Here is a 14,986-nt window from a genome sequence, read left to right on the forward strand (position 1 = left end):
GACCTGCCCGTGGTCTCTATCGCCTGGCTCCGCGACGACCTGCGCACTGCGGACAACCCGGCGCTGCTGGCTACAGCCGATGGCGGCGGCGCGGCAGCCCTCTATGTTCTGGATGAGGAGTCACCGGGCATCCGTCCGCTGGGGGCCGCCGCGAAGTGGTGGCTGCACCACGCACCAAAGACGCTGCGGGAAGACCTTGAGGCCCTGGGCATTCCGCTGGTGCTGCTGCGGGGCCCGGCGGGCAGAGTTGTTCCCGCGTTCGTGCAGGAGGCTGGTGCGGAGCGGATCTTCTGGAACCGGCGCTACGGCGGGCCGGAGCGGGAGGTGGACACCGCGGTCAAGGAGTGGGCCGCGGGTGCGGATGTGCAGGCGGAGAGCTTCCAGGCGTCGCTGCTGCACGAACCCTGGACCGTGCGGACGGGCGGCGGCGGACCCTACCGGGTCTTCACCCCGTTCTGGCGGACCGTCTCCGCAATGGATTTCCGGGCACCCCTCTCGGCGCCGGAGGGAGCCGCTGCTCCACCGGCCATCCCTGCCGGCGAGAACCTGGCGGACTGGAACCTGCTGCCGCTGCATCCGGACTGGGCTGCAGGACTGGCGGAAGCCTGGACCCCCGGTGAGGAAGCCGGCCTGTCCGCCCTCAGCGACTTCCTGGCCGGCCCGGTGCAGGATTACGACGACGGCCGCGACCGCCCGGCGAAGCCCGGCACCAGCAGGCTTTCCCCGTACCTGCGGTGGGGGCATGTGAGTCCGTTCCAGGTCTGGCACGAACTGTCGCGCGTCCGCGGGAACGGACCCGGCCCCGATCTGTTCGGCACCGAGATCGGCTGGCGCGAGTTCTGCTGGCACCAGCTCTTCCACAACCCGGATCTGGCGACCAAAAACCTGCGGCCCGCCTTCGACGGGTTTCCCTGGGAACATCCGGAGGGCTCCGGACCGCAGACCCCGGCGATCCTGCGCGGGAAGGGTGTGCCGGCGCCGTCGGAGTCCCGGCCGGATGAATTGGATGCCCTCGATGCCCTTGACGCGTGGAAGGCCGGTAGAACAGGGATTCCACTGGTCGACGCCGGCCAGCGGCAGCTGTGGAGCATGGGCTGGATGCACAACCGGGTGCGGATGGTGGCTGCCAGCTTCCTGATCAAGAACCTGGGCATCCATTGGCGGGTGGGCGAGGAATGGTTCTGGGAGACACTGGTGGACGCAGACCCGGCGAGCAATCCCGCCAACTGGCAGTGGGTCGCAGGCTCCGGCGCGGACGCAGCTCCGTTCTTCCGGATCTTCAATCCGCAAACGCAGGCGAAGCGCTTTGATCCTGACGGCGCCTACATCGCCCGCTGGGTGCCTGACGCACTGACACCCGCCTATCCCGAGCCGCTCGTGGACCTTAAAGAGTCCCGCCGGCACGCGCTCGAGGTGTACGAGAGCATTCGCTGAGCGGCTGCACAGCGGGCGGGATCTCAGATGTCAGCCCGTTCTCAGCTGTCAGCGCGCGGGCCCTCGGCGGCGTAGCAGGCCCACTCGGCGAGGGAGGCTTGTATCACCATGTACCTGTCGTCGAAAGTATCAGCGCGGTAGTCGTCGGAGAGATTGTGATCCAGGGCTACTCGGAAAGCTGCGGCATAGTCGGCGGTGGGGCCGATCACGAAGCTGCGGTCGGGGCCGCTGCGGACGACTGCCCAGCGGGTGTCCGGTGCGGCCGCGGCCGCTGCGGCAGTGTCGTAGTAGTCCACAGCCAAGCCGAAGTGCCCGTCCCACTCAACTTCCTGCAGTGACACTTCGCCCGGCGGCTGCTCTTCCTCAATGGCAGGCCGCCAGTCCACGACGCTCCGTTCGTCGTCGAGCACCAGCGTGAGGCGGGGCCGGGCGGGAAGATCGGAACTGACGGGCACTGCGAGGGCCAGGGACCGGGGCCGGATGTTGTCCGGCTGGGTGCGAAACGTTCCGGCGGCGGTGTGCAGGAGATAGGTCGTTGCGCCGTGCTCCGAAGGCTCGCCGTAGTCAATGCGGCGCAGTGTGGTGGTGAGGTCCAATGGCTCCTAACTTTCATACGAATCCGGGCTTCTTCTACCAATTTTACCGGGCCGGGCGCGGACTGAAAGAAGGTGTTGATCACACAGGGATGCCAAAGAGGCCCCGAAATACCTCAGAGCAGGGGTTTTCGGGGCCTCTGAATACTCGACTGTAAGCCTAAACCTGGCCCTGGCCGGGAGTGCCGGCCGGATGGGGCTGAAGGATCTGGACATCCATGTCTTGCGCCATCTTGCCCTCAAGGGCAGCGGTCAGGGCCTGGAAGGCAGGGCTGGTCGAGTGGGCCTGCAGATCTTCGGGGCTGGCCCACTTTTCGATCATCACCAGGCGGTCGGGTCCCTCGTTGAGGCTGTAGACCTCGCAGCCGGCATCCTCGGCGTGGACGCGTGCGATCACGTCTTCCAAAGTCGCAATCACGTCATCCCGAAACTCAGGCTTCGGCACCATCGTGGCAACTACAACAAGACTCATGAGTTTTGCTCCTTCAAAGCGTCAAGGGCGGCGTCGACCGGAACCGAACCGTTGTTGAATTCGATAGTCTGCCCGATGGTGGCGGGACGGTCCAGCACGGCAGCGGCGACCAGCGCCACATCCTCGCGGGAGACCTGGGTGCCCTCGACGCCGGGGCCGGTTTCGATCTTTCCCGTGCCCGGATCCATGGTCAGGGCGCTCGGTCCGAGAATGGTCCAATCCAGTCCGCTGCCGCGAAGGTATTCATCGGCCGCAGCCTTGGCATCGGCATAGGCATAGAACCCGTCATCTTCGGGAACACCGTGATCGGGTCCGGCGCCGAAGTAGGACACCATGACGTAGCGCGAAACACCGGCAGCCTTGGCTGCGTCCATGGAGCGGATGGCGGCGTCGCGGTCCACAGCATAGGTGCGTTCAGCCGTTCCGCCGCCTGCGCCGGCAGACCACACCACGGCGTCCTGGCCGGCGAGCTTCTGCGCAATTTCGTCAGTGGAGAGATTCTCGACATCGGCGACGACGGCGGTGGCTCCGGTGGCTTCGACGTCGGCCGTGTGATCGGGATTTCGGAACAGCGAGGTGACCTGGTGGCCGTTGGCGCTCAGGTCCCTGGCGAGATGCAGGGCAACCTTGCCGTGGCCTCCGATGATGGCAATGCGTGACATGGTGAGTCCTTTCATGGGGATCAGTGTCGGTGCCCACCATAAGCACGCTGATGGTTCTCATGCATAGTTGTTCCGCTATGCGCGGAGCCTTCCGGGAACAGCGGTAAGGCGGGAATAAAACGGCGCGGTAGCGATGCGCAGCGCCGGCCGCAGTTGATGTCCCGTCAGACCGGAAGATCCCGCAGCAGGCCGCCGAGCCGCACCAGTTCCATCGGAATATGCTCGGTCAGGCTGAGCCCGACAATATCCGCCACTGCGGCGGCGTCGGAAACCAGGCTCACGAGCTCGGACATCCGCATCCCGTCAGTGTCCTGGCCCACCGAACCGGTGAAGTCACGGCGGTCAATGACATCCAGGTCAATGTGGATGGCCAACTGCTGTGCGCCGGTTCCGGCAATCCATTCGAGTACCTGGCGGTTGTCGCGGGGGGTGCTCGTAATGCCAACAGTTTGGATGCCCAGGCGTTCCTTAACCGCAATGCCCTCGCTGTCCCAGTGCCGAAGGCCGACCTGCAGAATGTTTGCCGGCGGTATCAGCGCCGGCAGTTCAGCGATAATTCCGGCATCTCCCTCACCCGCCAGGGTCGCCAGCGCCATGGAACGGAATCCGGTGTAGGAATCGCCCGGGACTCCGGTATCGGAGTGGGCATCGATCCACAGCACCGCAAGGCTGTCACCGTAAACGGAGGCCAAGTGGCTGAAGGGAGCCACACTGACCGAACACTCGCCGCCGAAGGTCACCACCGACGTCGGTTCCGCGTCGCGCAGAATCTTCAGTGCCTCCATCAGTTGGCGGAACACCGCGTCGCGCGCGTAGATGCCGTCAACTGTTGCCAGCGCCTCGTCGGTGGTGTCCGTGCTGACGGGCACATATGCAGTGGCCCCGTCATGGTCCGGAGCCATCAGCTCCAGGAGGGCCGGACCAAGGTTGAAGGACAACTGGGTGTCGTGCGCGTCCACCCCCGGATGCAACTGGTGGGTGGCGGGCCCGGAGGCGCCCTGCCACTGCGGAAAGATCAGGCGCAATGCGCCGGGACCGGTGGGAGAGGTCGAGTTCATGGGCCAAACTTACGCCGGACCGGTGCCCCGGATAAGGGTACGGCGACGGGTGGGCAGGGAACACGGCAAATTTCACCGCCGAAAAACCGGCGGCCGCAAACAAAATAGGATGGAGGTATGACTGCAACACTCGTAGCCCGGGATCTGTCCGGCGGCTACGCACACCGCACCCTTTTCTCGCATCTGAATCTGACTGTCGCGCCGGGCGACGTCGTGGGCGTGGTGGGTTCCAACGGCGCCGGAAAATCCACCCTCCTTCGCCTGCTGGCCGGTGCAGCGGAACCCCTGGCCGGCAGCGTGTCCACTGCTCCCGCCGACGCCTTTATCGGCTGGCTGCCCCAGGAGCACGAGCGCGTGGAAGGTGAGACCGTGGCCGGTTACATTGCGCGCCGCACCGGTGCCGCGGCAGCCACGGAAGCGATGGAAGCCACGGCTGAGGGCCTCGGATCCGGAGCCAAAGGGGCCGACGACGCCTACGCCGTCGCGCTGGACCACTGGCTGGCCAGCGGCGCCGCGGACCTCGACGACCGGATTCCCGCTGTTCTCGCCGAGCTGGGACTGGACGTGGGCGCAGAGGCGCTGATGACATCGCTGTCCGGCGGTCAGGCGGCCCGGGTGGCGCTCGCTGCCCTGTTGCTGAGCAGGTTCGACATTGTGCTGCTGGATGAGCCCACCAATGACCTGGACCTGGCCGGGCTGGCACGGCTGGAGGAGTTTGTTCAGGGTTTGCGCGGGGGCGTGGTCCTCGTCTCGCATGACCGGGAATTCCTTGCACGCTGCGTGACCACGGTGGTGGAACTCGACCTGGCGCAGAACAAGGTGGCTGTGTACGACGGCGGGTACGACGCCTTTTTGGAGGAGCGGAGCGTTGCACGCCGGCATGCCCGCGAGGCGTATGAGGAATTCGCTGACAAGAAAGCGGATTTGGTATCGCGTGCCCGCACGACCCGGGAATGGAGTTCCCAGGGTGTCCGCAATGCCATGAAGAAATCTCCGGACAATGACAAGATCCGGCGCCGGGCGTCGATGGAATCCTCCGAAAAGCAGGCACAGAAAGTGCGGCAGATGGAATCCCGGATTGCGCGACTGGATGAGGTGGAGGAACCGCGGAAGGAATGGCAGCTGCAGTTCACCATCGGTTCAGCTCCGAGGTCCAGCTCCGTCGTCGCAACCCTGAACAACGCGGTGGTGCAGCGCGGATCATTCACGCTGGGACCGGTTTCGGTCCAGATCAATGCCGGGGAGCGGATCGGCATCACCGGTCCCAACGGCGCCGGAAAGTCCACCCTGCTGGCGCTGCTGCTGGGACGCCTGGAACCTACCGAAGGCAGTTCGTCGCTGGGGTCGTCGGTGGCCGTGGGGGAGATAGACCAGGCCCGAGGGCAGCTGGACCATGCAATGGCGCTGGGAGACGCTTTTGAGGCGGCCGTTCCGGAAATGAACAGCGCCGAGGTCCGCACCCTGCTGGCCAAGTTTGGGCTCAAGGCCGATCAGGTGACCAGCCGGGTGGACTCCCTGTCCCCGGGTGAGCGGACCCGGGCGTCGCTGGCACTGCTGCAGGCGCGCGGGGTGAACCTGCTGGTGCTCGACGAGCCGACCAACCACTTGGATCTGCCGGCCATCGAGCAACTGGAAGAGGCCTTGGAGAGTTACGAGGGAGCCCTGCTGCTGGTGTCCCATGACCGGCGGATGCTGGAAAATGTCCGGCTCGATGCCCGCTGGAATGTGGGCGGAGGTTCCGTCACTATTCAGTGAGGATGTCCTGAGTTCCGGCGCACTGCCGGAATGTGGTAATAATTACCGACAGTTTATTTCTTGCCTGCCCCTCATTGAATGCGCTGCATTGGATGCGGCTTAATTGCGTGGTCTCGGTTTTTAGTCTCGGTCTTTTTTGGGGGAGTAGTCATCATGGCTTCACTGCAGCAACTGCGTGGAAGGACCGACCGGGCGAAGGGCCTGCGCGTCATGGATGTGCCGGTCCTGCTGAGTGTCTGGATCCTGTGCGTCACGACCGACTGGTCAACCGGCACCAAAGCCGCCCTCAACGTAGCTGCGGTGGCCCTTTTGTGCCTGAAGGAGATTCTGGTGCATCGCCGGTTGCAGCGCGTTGCCGCCGCCACGGTGCAGCCGGCTACGGTGCGTTCGCGCGAACTGGCCTTCGCCGCCGCCTAGCTGTGTACCGCTGGCTACTGCGGTGCAGGGAGTAGTCTCAGTAGCCCCGGCACCTGGCCGGGTGAAACTTGGGAGTACGCATGAGCAGCACATTCACGGACAGCTCGCTGAGGACCCTGGGGGTCATTGCGACCTCACGCAAGACCGATGAACGGCGCCTTCCGCTGCATCCGCGCCATCTGGAACGGATCGACGCCGATCTGCGGGCCCGGATCATCCTTGAACAGGGCTACGGTGAGCGGTTTGGCGTCGGTGATGATCAGCTGGCTCCCCTTGTGGGCGGGATGGCTCCGCGCGGTGAGGTCATAGCCGCGTCGGATGTGGTCCTGCTGCCCAAGCCGCAGGCGCAGGACCTGCGCGAACTTTCCGACGGTCAGGTGCTGTGGGGCTGGCCTCACTGTGTCCAGGACAGCGTCATCACCCAGCTGGCCGTGGACAAGTCGCTGACCCTCATTGCCTTTGAAGCCATGAATCACTGGAACTCGGACGGCGGATTCGGACTTCACGTATTCCACAAGAACAATGAGCTGGCCGGTTACAGCTCGGTTCTGCACGCGCTGGAGCTTGCCGGGTCAACGGGCGACTACGGCCGGCGGCTCAGCGCCGCGGTCATCGGTTTCGGCGCCACTGCCCGCGGCGCCGTCACCGCCCTGAATGCATTGGGAATCCACGACGTTCAGGTGCTCACGAACCGGGACACCGCCGCCGTCGGCTCGCCCATCCACTCCGCGCGGATCTCACGCTTTGAGCGCGACGCCGACCTGCCCCACCTCAGCCACGTCATTACTGACGACGGCCGCGAACCGCTGGCACCGTACCTCGCCGGGTTCGACCTGGTGGTCAACTGCACCCTGCAGGACCCCAACGCCCCTCTGACCTATCTGCAGGAAGACGACCTGGCTGCTTTTGCCCCGGGCAGCATGATCATTGATGTTTCCTGCGACGAAGGCATGGGCTTCTCCTGGGCCAAGCCCACCAGCTTTGCCGACCCCGTCTTCGAGGTGGGCAATGCCGTCCGGTACTACGCCGTGGATCACAGTCCGTCCCACCTGTGGGACTCGGCGACGTGGGAAATCAGCGAGGCAGTGCTTCCTTTCCTCCGCACGGTAATGTCCGGGCCTGACTCCTGGGATGAGGAGTCGAGCGTGCGGCGTGCGATTGAAATTCGGAATGGGCGGATCCTGAATCCGGCGGTCCTGGCATTCCAAGGCCGTTCGGCGGAGTATCCCCACGGGGTGCTGCCCACGGTATGACCCGGGACCCGGTGCCAAAACCGGGTCCCGGCCGGCGGTTTCATCACGGGCCGCAGACGAGTTGACGGTGATCGAAGCTCCGATGAGGCTCGTGTCTAGGACACGCGCGCCGTCGGGGTCTATGGTTCTAGGGCCGCACCGTGACCGCCGACCGGAATCGAGCAGCTCATGACCACTGACCTTAAATCCCTGCTGATCCCTACGGACAACGGCCTGGTCCGAGGAATTGTGGCCAACGGAGTGCGGACCTGGCGCGGCATCCCCTATGCTGCGCCGCCGGTGGGAGAGCTGCGGCTGAGGTCACCGCAGCGGGCGGCCGGGTGGAACGGGGTCTTGGACGGCAGCGCCTTCGGGGCAGCGCCGCCGCAGTCCCGGAACCCGTCCCTGACCGGCTCCAGAAGGCGGGCACCGATGGACGAGGACTGTCTGACACTCAACATCTCGGCGCCCCTGGAACCGGCCGCGGACCAACTTCCCGTGCTGGTGTACTTTTACGGCGGCGCCTTCAGCTCCGGGTCCTCCACCGTAAAAACCTACCGCGGTTCCCATCTGGTCCGGACTGGAGAAGCGCTCTACGTATCTCTGAACTACCGGATCGGTGCCCTGGGATTCACGGATTTCAGCTCCTTCTCTACCGCCAAACGGACGTTCGACTCAAACCTCGGTCTGCGGGACCAGGTGGCTGCGCTGGAATGGGTTCGGGACAACATCGTGAACTTTGGCGGCGATCCGGGAAATGTGACCATCTTCGGCGAATCCGCCGGCGGCATCTCGGTGACGTCGCTCATGTGCATTCCGGCCGCCCGAGGCCTGTTCCACAAGGCCTACGCCCAGAGCCCGGCGCCCTCCAGCGCGTACTCCCCGGAGCTCCACGCCTCCTGGGCACGGGATTTGCTGAAGATCCTCAAGGTGCCCCTGTCTGACGCCGCCGAAGCCCTGGCCGTCCTCCCGGCCGCCGCCCTGGTACAGGCAACCAACCGGCTGACGTCCAAAATAGGCCCGGCCGACAAACCGGGATCGCTGAGTGTGTCACCGGTGATTGACGGGGAATTCCTGCCGGAGCATCCCTTTGACGTCTTCATGAAGGGCAAGTCTGCTCCGGTACCGCTGGTGCTGGGAACGATGGCGCAGGAAGGGGCACTGTTCGCCAAAGTGGTGGACATCCTTCCTTCAACTCCGGACCGCATCGAAAAGATGTTCGCGGGCACCGACCCGGCGGCGCAGTCGCGCGTGCTGGCCGCTTATCCGGGTTATCCGTCCAAACAGCGGTCGGTGGAAATCAGCGGTGACCTCGTCTTTTGGTATCCGTCCACTGTGGTGGCCGAGTCCCACTCCCTGGTGGCTCCAACCTGGTCCTACCGGTATGACTTCGCCACGCCCATGATGAACCTGCTTGGCTTCGGAGCGACCCACGCCATGGATGTCCCCGTGATGTTCGGTGAGACCCGCGAGCCCATTACGCGGGCCCTGTCCCTGCTCGGCGGGGCAGCGGCCCTGAAGGAACTCTCGGCACGGTTCCAGGGAACCCTGCTGAGCCTGGCGAAGACGGGCGATCCGGGGCCGGACTGGCCGCCCTACGAGCCGGTGGAGCGGCAGACCCGGATCTTCGACCGTGAAGACCGGATTGAATCCGATCCCTTTCCGGAGCGTCGCCGTGCCTGGGCAGGCTACCGCGGGTATTTGTGATGGAGTCCGCAGACTCCCTGTGGGAGTCTTAACCCAGCTTTAGTCCGATCCTCAATCCACCGCAGTGTGCATAAGGAGAGTTGGCAGCATGAGTGAACATTACGACGTCGTTATCCTGGGAGCCGGTCCCGGCGGTTATGTGGCGGCGATCCGTGCCGCCCAGCTGGGCCTGAGCGTGGCAGTGGTGGAGGAGAAGTACTGGGGCGGAGTATGCCTGAACGTGGGATGCATTCCCTCCAAGGCGCTGCTTCGCAATGCCGAACTGGCCCAGATCTTCACGAACCAGGCGAAAACGTTCGGCATGAGCGGTGACGTCAGCTTCGATTTCGGTGCTGCGTTCGACCGCAGCCGGCAGGTGGCGGACGGGCGGGTCAAGGGTGTCCACTTCCTGATGAAGAAGAACAAGATCACCGAGTATGACGGGCACGGGGTGTTCACCGATGACCACACCGTGGAGGTCTCCCTGTCCAAGGGCGGCTCCGAGACCATTACCTTCGACAATGCCATCATTGCCGCCGGAACCTATGTGCGCCTGCTGCCCGGCGTCGAGCTCTCGGACAACGTGGTGACGTACGAGGCGCAGATCATGGACCGGGACCTGCCGAAAAAGATGGTGATTGTCGGCGCCGGCGCCATCGGCATGGAGTTTGGCTATGTGCTGCGCAGCTACGGGGTGGACGTCACGATCATCGAGTTCCTGGACCGGGCGCTGCCCAACGAGGATGCAGACGTGTCCAAGGAAATCACCAAGCAGTACAAGAAACTGGGGATACCGATCCTGACCTCCACCAAGGTGGAAACGGTGACCGACAACGGTTCCTCGGTGACCGTGACCTACAAGGACAAGAACGGCAAGGACGGATCCATCGAAGCGGACCGGGTGATGCTCTCCATCGGGTTTGCGCCGCGGACGGAGGGTTACGGCCTGGAAAAGACCGGTGTGCAGCTTACCGACCGCGGGGCCATCGCCATTGACGAATTCATGCGGACCAACGTTGCGCACATTTACGCCATCGGCGATGTGACAGCCAAGCTGCAGCTGGCCCACGTGGCCGAGGCCATGGGGGTGGTGGCGGCGGAAACCATCGGCAAAGCGGAAACCATGCCGCTGGGGGACTACCGCATGATGCCCCGGGCCACGTTCTGCCAGCCGCAGGTGGCCAGCTTCGGACTCACCGAGCAGCAGGCACGCGATGAGGGCCATGACGTGGTGGTGAGCACCTTCCCGTTCACGGCCAACGGCAAGGCCCACGGTCTGGGCGAGCCGGTCGGCTTCGTGAAACTGGTGGCGGACAAAGAGCATCTCGAGCTGCTTGGCGGACACCTGATCGGACCGGATGTGTCCGAGCTTCTGCCCGAACTGACACTGGCGCAGAAATGGGACCTGACCGCTTATGAGCTGGCGCGGAATGTGCACACACACCCCACGCTGAGCGAGGCACTGCAGGAGGCGTTCCACGGCCTGACCGGGCACATGATCAACTTTTGACGCAGTGCAAAGAGCCGGTGGATCCCGGCCGGGATGAGGGTGGCGGGTTCACGGTGTTGACTCTGCGGCGCGGCCGGACAACCCTTTGGATAGGGGTGGACCGGGCGGGAAAGCGTCATGAGGACCGGCAGGATTGTCATGTTCGTCATCGGCTGTTTGCTGATGCTTATTGGGCTGGGACTGGCGGTGGGAGCCGCCGCTGTCGGGATATTCAACGCAGGCCAGGGCGATGACCGCTACCTCTCCGTTCCCGAGGAGGTCTACGAGGTTGACTCGTACGCCCTGATCGTGCCGGACCTTGAAGTCAACGGGGTGCGCTCGGATGATCAGGTGGCAACCCTGCTGGTGCAGGGAGAGCCAACTCAGTCCGGCCAGGAACTCTTTATCGGTATTGGCCCGAGTGATGAGGTGGACCGTTACCTCCTTGACGTGAAGTACAGCGAGCTGCAGGAAGTGGATTTCCGTCCGTTCCGCGCCGAGTACGAGGAGGTGAACGGAACCCGGGCTCCTGCGCCTCCGGTTGAGCAGGGCTTTTGGGCGGCGGCATCCAGCGGCACCGGCGAGCAGTCACTGGAATGGAACCTGGACGAAGGTGACTGGTCCGCAGTGGTGATGAATGCTGACGGGAGCCGGCCGGTCTCAGCGGAGCTTCAAGTGGGTGCACGCTCCGAATTGCTCCAGCCGGTCACCTGGATCCTGCTGATCTCCAGCATCGTCTTCCTCGTAGCTGGAATTGCCCTCGTGGTGATCGGATCATCGGGGCTGCGCCGCCGCCCGGTGGGGCCGGGTGCTGTAGGGGAGCAACCTGGTGTGCCGGGGCAACTTGGAGGGCCGGGGCAACCTGTTCAGACGCCGGGTACCCCGCAGACCTACGGCCAGATGCAGGACCGCTACGGGCAGGGGCAGCAACCGGGCTCCGGGTACCGCCCTGTAAGGCCCGGCGGGGCCACCGCGGCGGCGAGGGTTGGCGTGCGCGATCCGGGACTGACCGGTCCTCGCTATCCGGTGCGGCTCTACGGAGAAATCGATCCGAACCTCTCGCGCTGGATGTGGCTGGTCAAATGGTTCCTGGCAATCCCGCACTACATTGTGCTGTTCTTCCTATGGATAGCTTTCTTCGTGTCTACCGTGGTTGCCGGTTTTGCCATCCTGTTCACCGGCCGGTACCCGCACGGACTGTTTGACTTCAACGTGGGCGTGGTGCGCTGGAGCTGGCGGGTAACGTTCTATGCCACCCGTGTCCTGGGCACCGACCGGTATCCGCCGTTCACGCTGGACCGTACGGACTATCCGGCGGACTTCAGTGTTGACTACCCCCGGCAGCTCTCCCGCTGGCTGGTGCTGGTGAAGTGGTGGCTCCTCGTTATACCGCAGGCACTGGTGGTCGGTGCGTTCTCTGAAGCAGCAATTGTCGTCAACAGGTTCTATGTTTCCGGTGGGCAGGAATCCGAAAACTGGACCGGGATGGTTCCGGGCGGCATGTGGACCGATGCCTGGGAGAACGGGTGGGAGAGCGCCCCCGATGTGGTGAGCAGCCAGGGGTTATCTCTGCTGGCGCTGCTGGTCCTCATCGCGGCGGTCATCCTGCTGTTCCGCGGCAGCTATCCGCGGCACCTCTTTGACCTCATTATGGGGCTGAACCGCTGGTCCTACCGGGTGCTGGCCTATGCTGCGCTGATGCGGGACGAGTATCCGCCCTTCCGCCTGGACCAGGGTCCTGCCGACCGCAGGGACGAGGCCGCAGGACTGGGCAGGCCGGACCTGGAACCGGGAACGACGACGGGAACGGGACGCCCTAGCCGCGACTAGTCCTCTGCGCGGGCCGGGACTATTCGCCGGAGGTTCCGAGGACGCAGAACTCATTGCCCTCGGGGTCGGCCAGCACCGTCCAGGTGACGTCCGGATCCTGGCCGACGTCCGCCCGGACGGCGCCCAGGTCCAGCAGCCGCCGGACTTCTTCGGAGCCCGTGGAGCCCGTGGCCCGCAGGTCCAGGTGCAGACGGTTCTTCACTGTCTTGTGCTCCGGCACGGTCAGGATATCGATCGGCGGACCGTCACCATCCCTGGGGACCAGACTAATGACGCCCTCTTCTTCCTCGTCAACCCGGTAGTTCAGTGCCTGGATCCAGAACTCGGCCAGACGGCGGGGATCCACGGAGTCAAGGGCAATCTGGGCAAAGGAAAGGGTCATGGAGGGCTCCCGGCCGGAGGATCTTCGCTGTGATAAGCCAAGTTGGTTTTGGAGCCTGAAACTAACACCGGGTCCGTATCCAGTCAACATGGAAGACTGCAGCCGGGCACCGGAAACCCTCCCGACGGCGGGGTGTTTTCAGTCACCGGGTTCCCAGGGGAACGGCGCAGCGCCGGGGCGGGAGCGAAACACCGGCGTGACGGGTGTGACGGCCGTCCGTCTGCGCGGTCACAGCCGTCCGCCTAAGCCCGCCGGGCCTCGCTAACCTTGAAATATGGATCTCCAGAATATCAACTTCAATACCCGGAAATGGGTCCGTCCGGAAGACCTGAACGCCAACGGCACACTGTTCGGCGGCAGCCTTCTGCGATGGATCGATGAAGAAGCAACAATTTACGCCATCCTGCAGATGGGCAACGGTCGAGTCGTCACCAAATTCATGTCGGAGATCAACTTCGTCAGCTCCGCCCAGCAGGGCGACTTGATCGAAATGGGTTTGCGGGCCACCAAATTTGGCCGCACGTCACTGACCATGCGGGCCGAGGTGCGCAACATGGTGACCCGTCGCAGCATCCTGACGATCGACCGGATTGTTTTCGTGAACCTTGGCCCGGACGGCAATCCCGCCCCGCACGGCTATACGGAGATCACCTACGACCGGGACCGGCTGCCCGCCGAGCACCTCCCCGTCGCCGTCGCCGTCGACGCCTAGGGACCGCAGGACCCGGCAGCGACCGTTTTGCTGCACCGGGCTCCCTTTGCGCCGTCCGCGGGAGCCGCAGGAGCATCCCCCGTGGGATACTCGACCCAGCAGCATTTGCCCTTGGATGCAAGGTGCGGCTGCGGCGGTGGACCGGGCCAGTACCCTTCCGGGCCGCGGCTGACGCCGCTCGGAACGGAGCCTTGATGCCGGATCCCGTACAACATCTCAGCGCTGAATCCCTGATTGGCGACTGGCTTGACCACCCCACGGGGCGCACCGTCTTGATCGACCTGCTCGCCCGCCGCAGTCCGGATGCACGGGCACTGTATGCGATCCGCATGCTGCCTCTTTCCACCTTGGCGACGCTCAGCAACGGCGTCATCACTACGGAACATCTGGACCTCATGGTGGAAGCGGCCAACCGGCTCATCGATCAGCCGTCGGTTCATCCGGCAACGGCCCACCTCTTTCCGTCTGCTCCGCCCCCGGCGCCCAACGATTGGCGCGAGCCTTTGGTCGAAGGCCGTTTTGACGGCAAGACGGTGGTGGTGACCGGTGCCGGGTCGGGGATTGGACGCGCAACCGCGTTGCGGATCGCCCGTGAAGGCGGACGCGTGCTGGCCGTCGATCTCAGCACCCTGCGGATGGAAGCATTGCTGGAACGCAATCAGGACCTGGACGTCAGCGGCGTCGTAGCTGACATCTCCACCCAATCCGGTGTCGACAAGATTGCGGCGGAGGTCGGAAACCGGCTGGATGGACTCGCCATCGTAGCGGGAATCGCCGACGACATGGTTGCGCTGCATGAGGTGGAGGACGAGCTGTGGGAGAGCGTTTTCCGCATCAACGTGGATGGACCGTTCCGTTTGTCGCGTGCGCTGATTCCGGTGATGCTTTCCCGGGGGAGCGGGTCCATCATCAACGTGTCCTCCCAGGCCGGGCTCCGCGGTTCGATCGCGGGAGCTGCCTACACCGCCTCCAAACATGCCGTCATTGGGCTGACCCGCAGCGCGGCCTTCATATACAGCCCGCGCGGCATCAGGGTCAACGCGGTCATCCCCCGGCCCACCAAGGTTGCGCTTGAGTCCAATTACGGCTCACTGGGCGGCGCCGGGCCGGTTCCGTCGCTGTCGCTGACGTCCCCCGACATCGAGTCTGCGCAAATCGCCTCGCCCATGACTTATCTGCTGAGCGACGACGCCGCCAACGTTACGGGCGCCATCCTCCCGGCGGACGAAGGCTGGGGCATCGCTTAAATGCTGGTGGAGCCGGG

General features: G+C 64.5%; 14 protein-coding genes. 9 read left to right on the plus strand and 5 right to left on the minus strand.

Annotated elements, in window-relative coordinates; translation table 11 throughout:
• The first annotated feature begins 3 nt into the window (after positions 1 to 3).
• Positions 4 to 1,434, plus strand: coding sequence for a deoxyribodipyrimidine photo-lyase (locus CXR00_RS08745; protein WP_104054135.1), 1,431 nt, complete (start codon positions 4 to 6; stop codon positions 1,432 to 1,434).
• Between the two features lie 41 nt (positions 1,435 to 1,475).
• Here the strand turns inward: CXR00_RS08745 and CXR00_RS08750 are convergent, their stop codons facing one another.
• From CXR00_RS08750 to CXR00_RS08765, 4 genes are all read right to left on the minus strand, one after another.
• Positions 1,476 to 2,030 (minus strand): hypothetical protein, encoded by a 555-nt coding sequence (locus CXR00_RS08750; protein WP_104054136.1) that lies wholly within the window; start codon positions 2,028 to 2,030, stop codon positions 1,476 to 1,478.
• Between the two features lie 157 nt (positions 2,031 to 2,187).
• Positions 2,188 to 2,499: a putative quinol monooxygenase gene (locus tag CXR00_RS08755; protein ID WP_104054137.1), complete on the minus strand. Its 312-nt coding sequence runs from the start codon at positions 2,497 to 2,499 to the stop codon at positions 2,188 to 2,190.
• On the minus strand, positions 2,496 to 3,161 hold the full coding sequence (locus CXR00_RS08760; protein ID WP_104054138.1) for an SDR family oxidoreductase: 666 nt from the start codon (positions 3,159 to 3,161) through the stop codon (positions 2,496 to 2,498). Before CXR00_RS08760 ends, CXR00_RS08755 begins: the two co-directional genes overlap by 4 nt.
• Positions 3,162 to 3,325: 164 nt before the next feature.
• Positions 3,326 to 4,219 carry an arginase family protein gene (locus tag CXR00_RS08765; RefSeq protein ID WP_104054139.1) on the minus strand — a complete coding sequence of 298 codons (894 nt, stop codon included), beginning with the start codon at positions 4,217 to 4,219 and terminating at the stop codon, positions 3,326 to 3,328.
• A gap of 117 nt (positions 4,220 to 4,336) precedes the next feature.
• Between CXR00_RS08765 and CXR00_RS08770 the strand changes: the two genes are divergently transcribed.
• The 6 genes from CXR00_RS08770 to CXR00_RS08795 all read left to right on the plus strand — a co-directional run bounded on the left by CXR00_RS08770 (position 4,337) and on the right by CXR00_RS08795 (position 12,628).
• Entirely contained in the window at positions 4,337 to 5,974 is a 1,638-nt protein-coding gene (locus CXR00_RS08770; RefSeq protein ID WP_104054140.1) for an ABC-F family ATP-binding cassette domain-containing protein, read from the plus strand.
• 153 nt (positions 5,975 to 6,127) lie between these two features.
• Entirely contained in the window at positions 6,128 to 6,391 is a 264-nt protein-coding gene (locus CXR00_RS08775) for a hypothetical protein (protein ID WP_104054141.1), read from the plus strand.
• Between the two features lie 80 nt (positions 6,392 to 6,471).
• Positions 6,472 to 7,644: a N(5)-(carboxyethyl)ornithine synthase gene (locus CXR00_RS08780; protein WP_104054142.1), complete on the plus strand. Its 1,173-nt coding sequence runs from the start codon at positions 6,472 to 6,474 to the stop codon at positions 7,642 to 7,644.
• Positions 7,645 to 7,812: 168 nt separating this feature from the next.
• The gene (locus CXR00_RS08785) at positions 7,813 to 9,330 is read left to right on the plus strand and encodes a carboxylesterase/lipase family protein (RefSeq protein WP_104054143.1); all 1,518 of its coding nucleotides are present in this window, start codon (positions 7,813 to 7,815) and stop codon (positions 9,328 to 9,330) included.
• 88 nt (positions 9,331 to 9,418) lie between these two features.
• Positions 9,419 to 10,819: a dihydrolipoyl dehydrogenase gene (gene lpdA / locus CXR00_RS08790; RefSeq protein ID WP_104054144.1), complete on the plus strand. Its 1,401-nt coding sequence runs from the start codon at positions 9,419 to 9,421 to the stop codon at positions 10,817 to 10,819.
• 117 nt (positions 10,820 to 10,936) lie between these two features.
• Positions 10,937 to 12,628 carry a DUF4389 domain-containing protein gene (locus tag CXR00_RS08795; protein ID WP_104054145.1) on the plus strand — a complete coding sequence of 564 codons (1,692 nt, stop codon included), beginning with the start codon at positions 10,937 to 10,939 and terminating at the stop codon, positions 12,626 to 12,628.
• Positions 12,629 to 12,647: 19 nt separating this feature from the next.
• Here CXR00_RS08795 and CXR00_RS08800 read toward each other — a convergent pair whose 3' ends face one another.
• On the minus strand, positions 12,648 to 13,010 hold the full coding sequence (locus tag CXR00_RS08800) for a VOC family protein (protein ID WP_104054146.1): 363 nt from the start codon (positions 13,008 to 13,010) through the stop codon (positions 12,648 to 12,650).
• Positions 13,011 to 13,284: 274 nt separating this feature from the next.
• On the opposite strand from CXR00_RS08800, the gene CXR00_RS08805 reads away from it, so the two are divergent.
• Positions 13,285 to 13,722: an acyl-CoA thioesterase gene (locus CXR00_RS08805; protein ID WP_104054147.1), complete on the plus strand. Its 438-nt coding sequence runs from the start codon at positions 13,285 to 13,287 to the stop codon at positions 13,720 to 13,722.
• Between the two features lie 194 nt (positions 13,723 to 13,916).
• Positions 13,917 to 14,969, plus strand: coding sequence for an SDR family NAD(P)-dependent oxidoreductase (locus CXR00_RS08810; protein WP_104054148.1), 1,053 nt, complete (start codon positions 13,917 to 13,919; stop codon positions 14,967 to 14,969).
• The last annotated feature ends 17 nt before the right edge of the window (positions 14,970 to 14,986 follow it).

Source organism: Arthrobacter sp. 9E16, assembly GCF_002929435.1.
GTDB lineage: Bacteria > Actinomycetota > Actinomycetes > Actinomycetales > Micrococcaceae > Arthrobacter_B > Arthrobacter_B sunyaminii.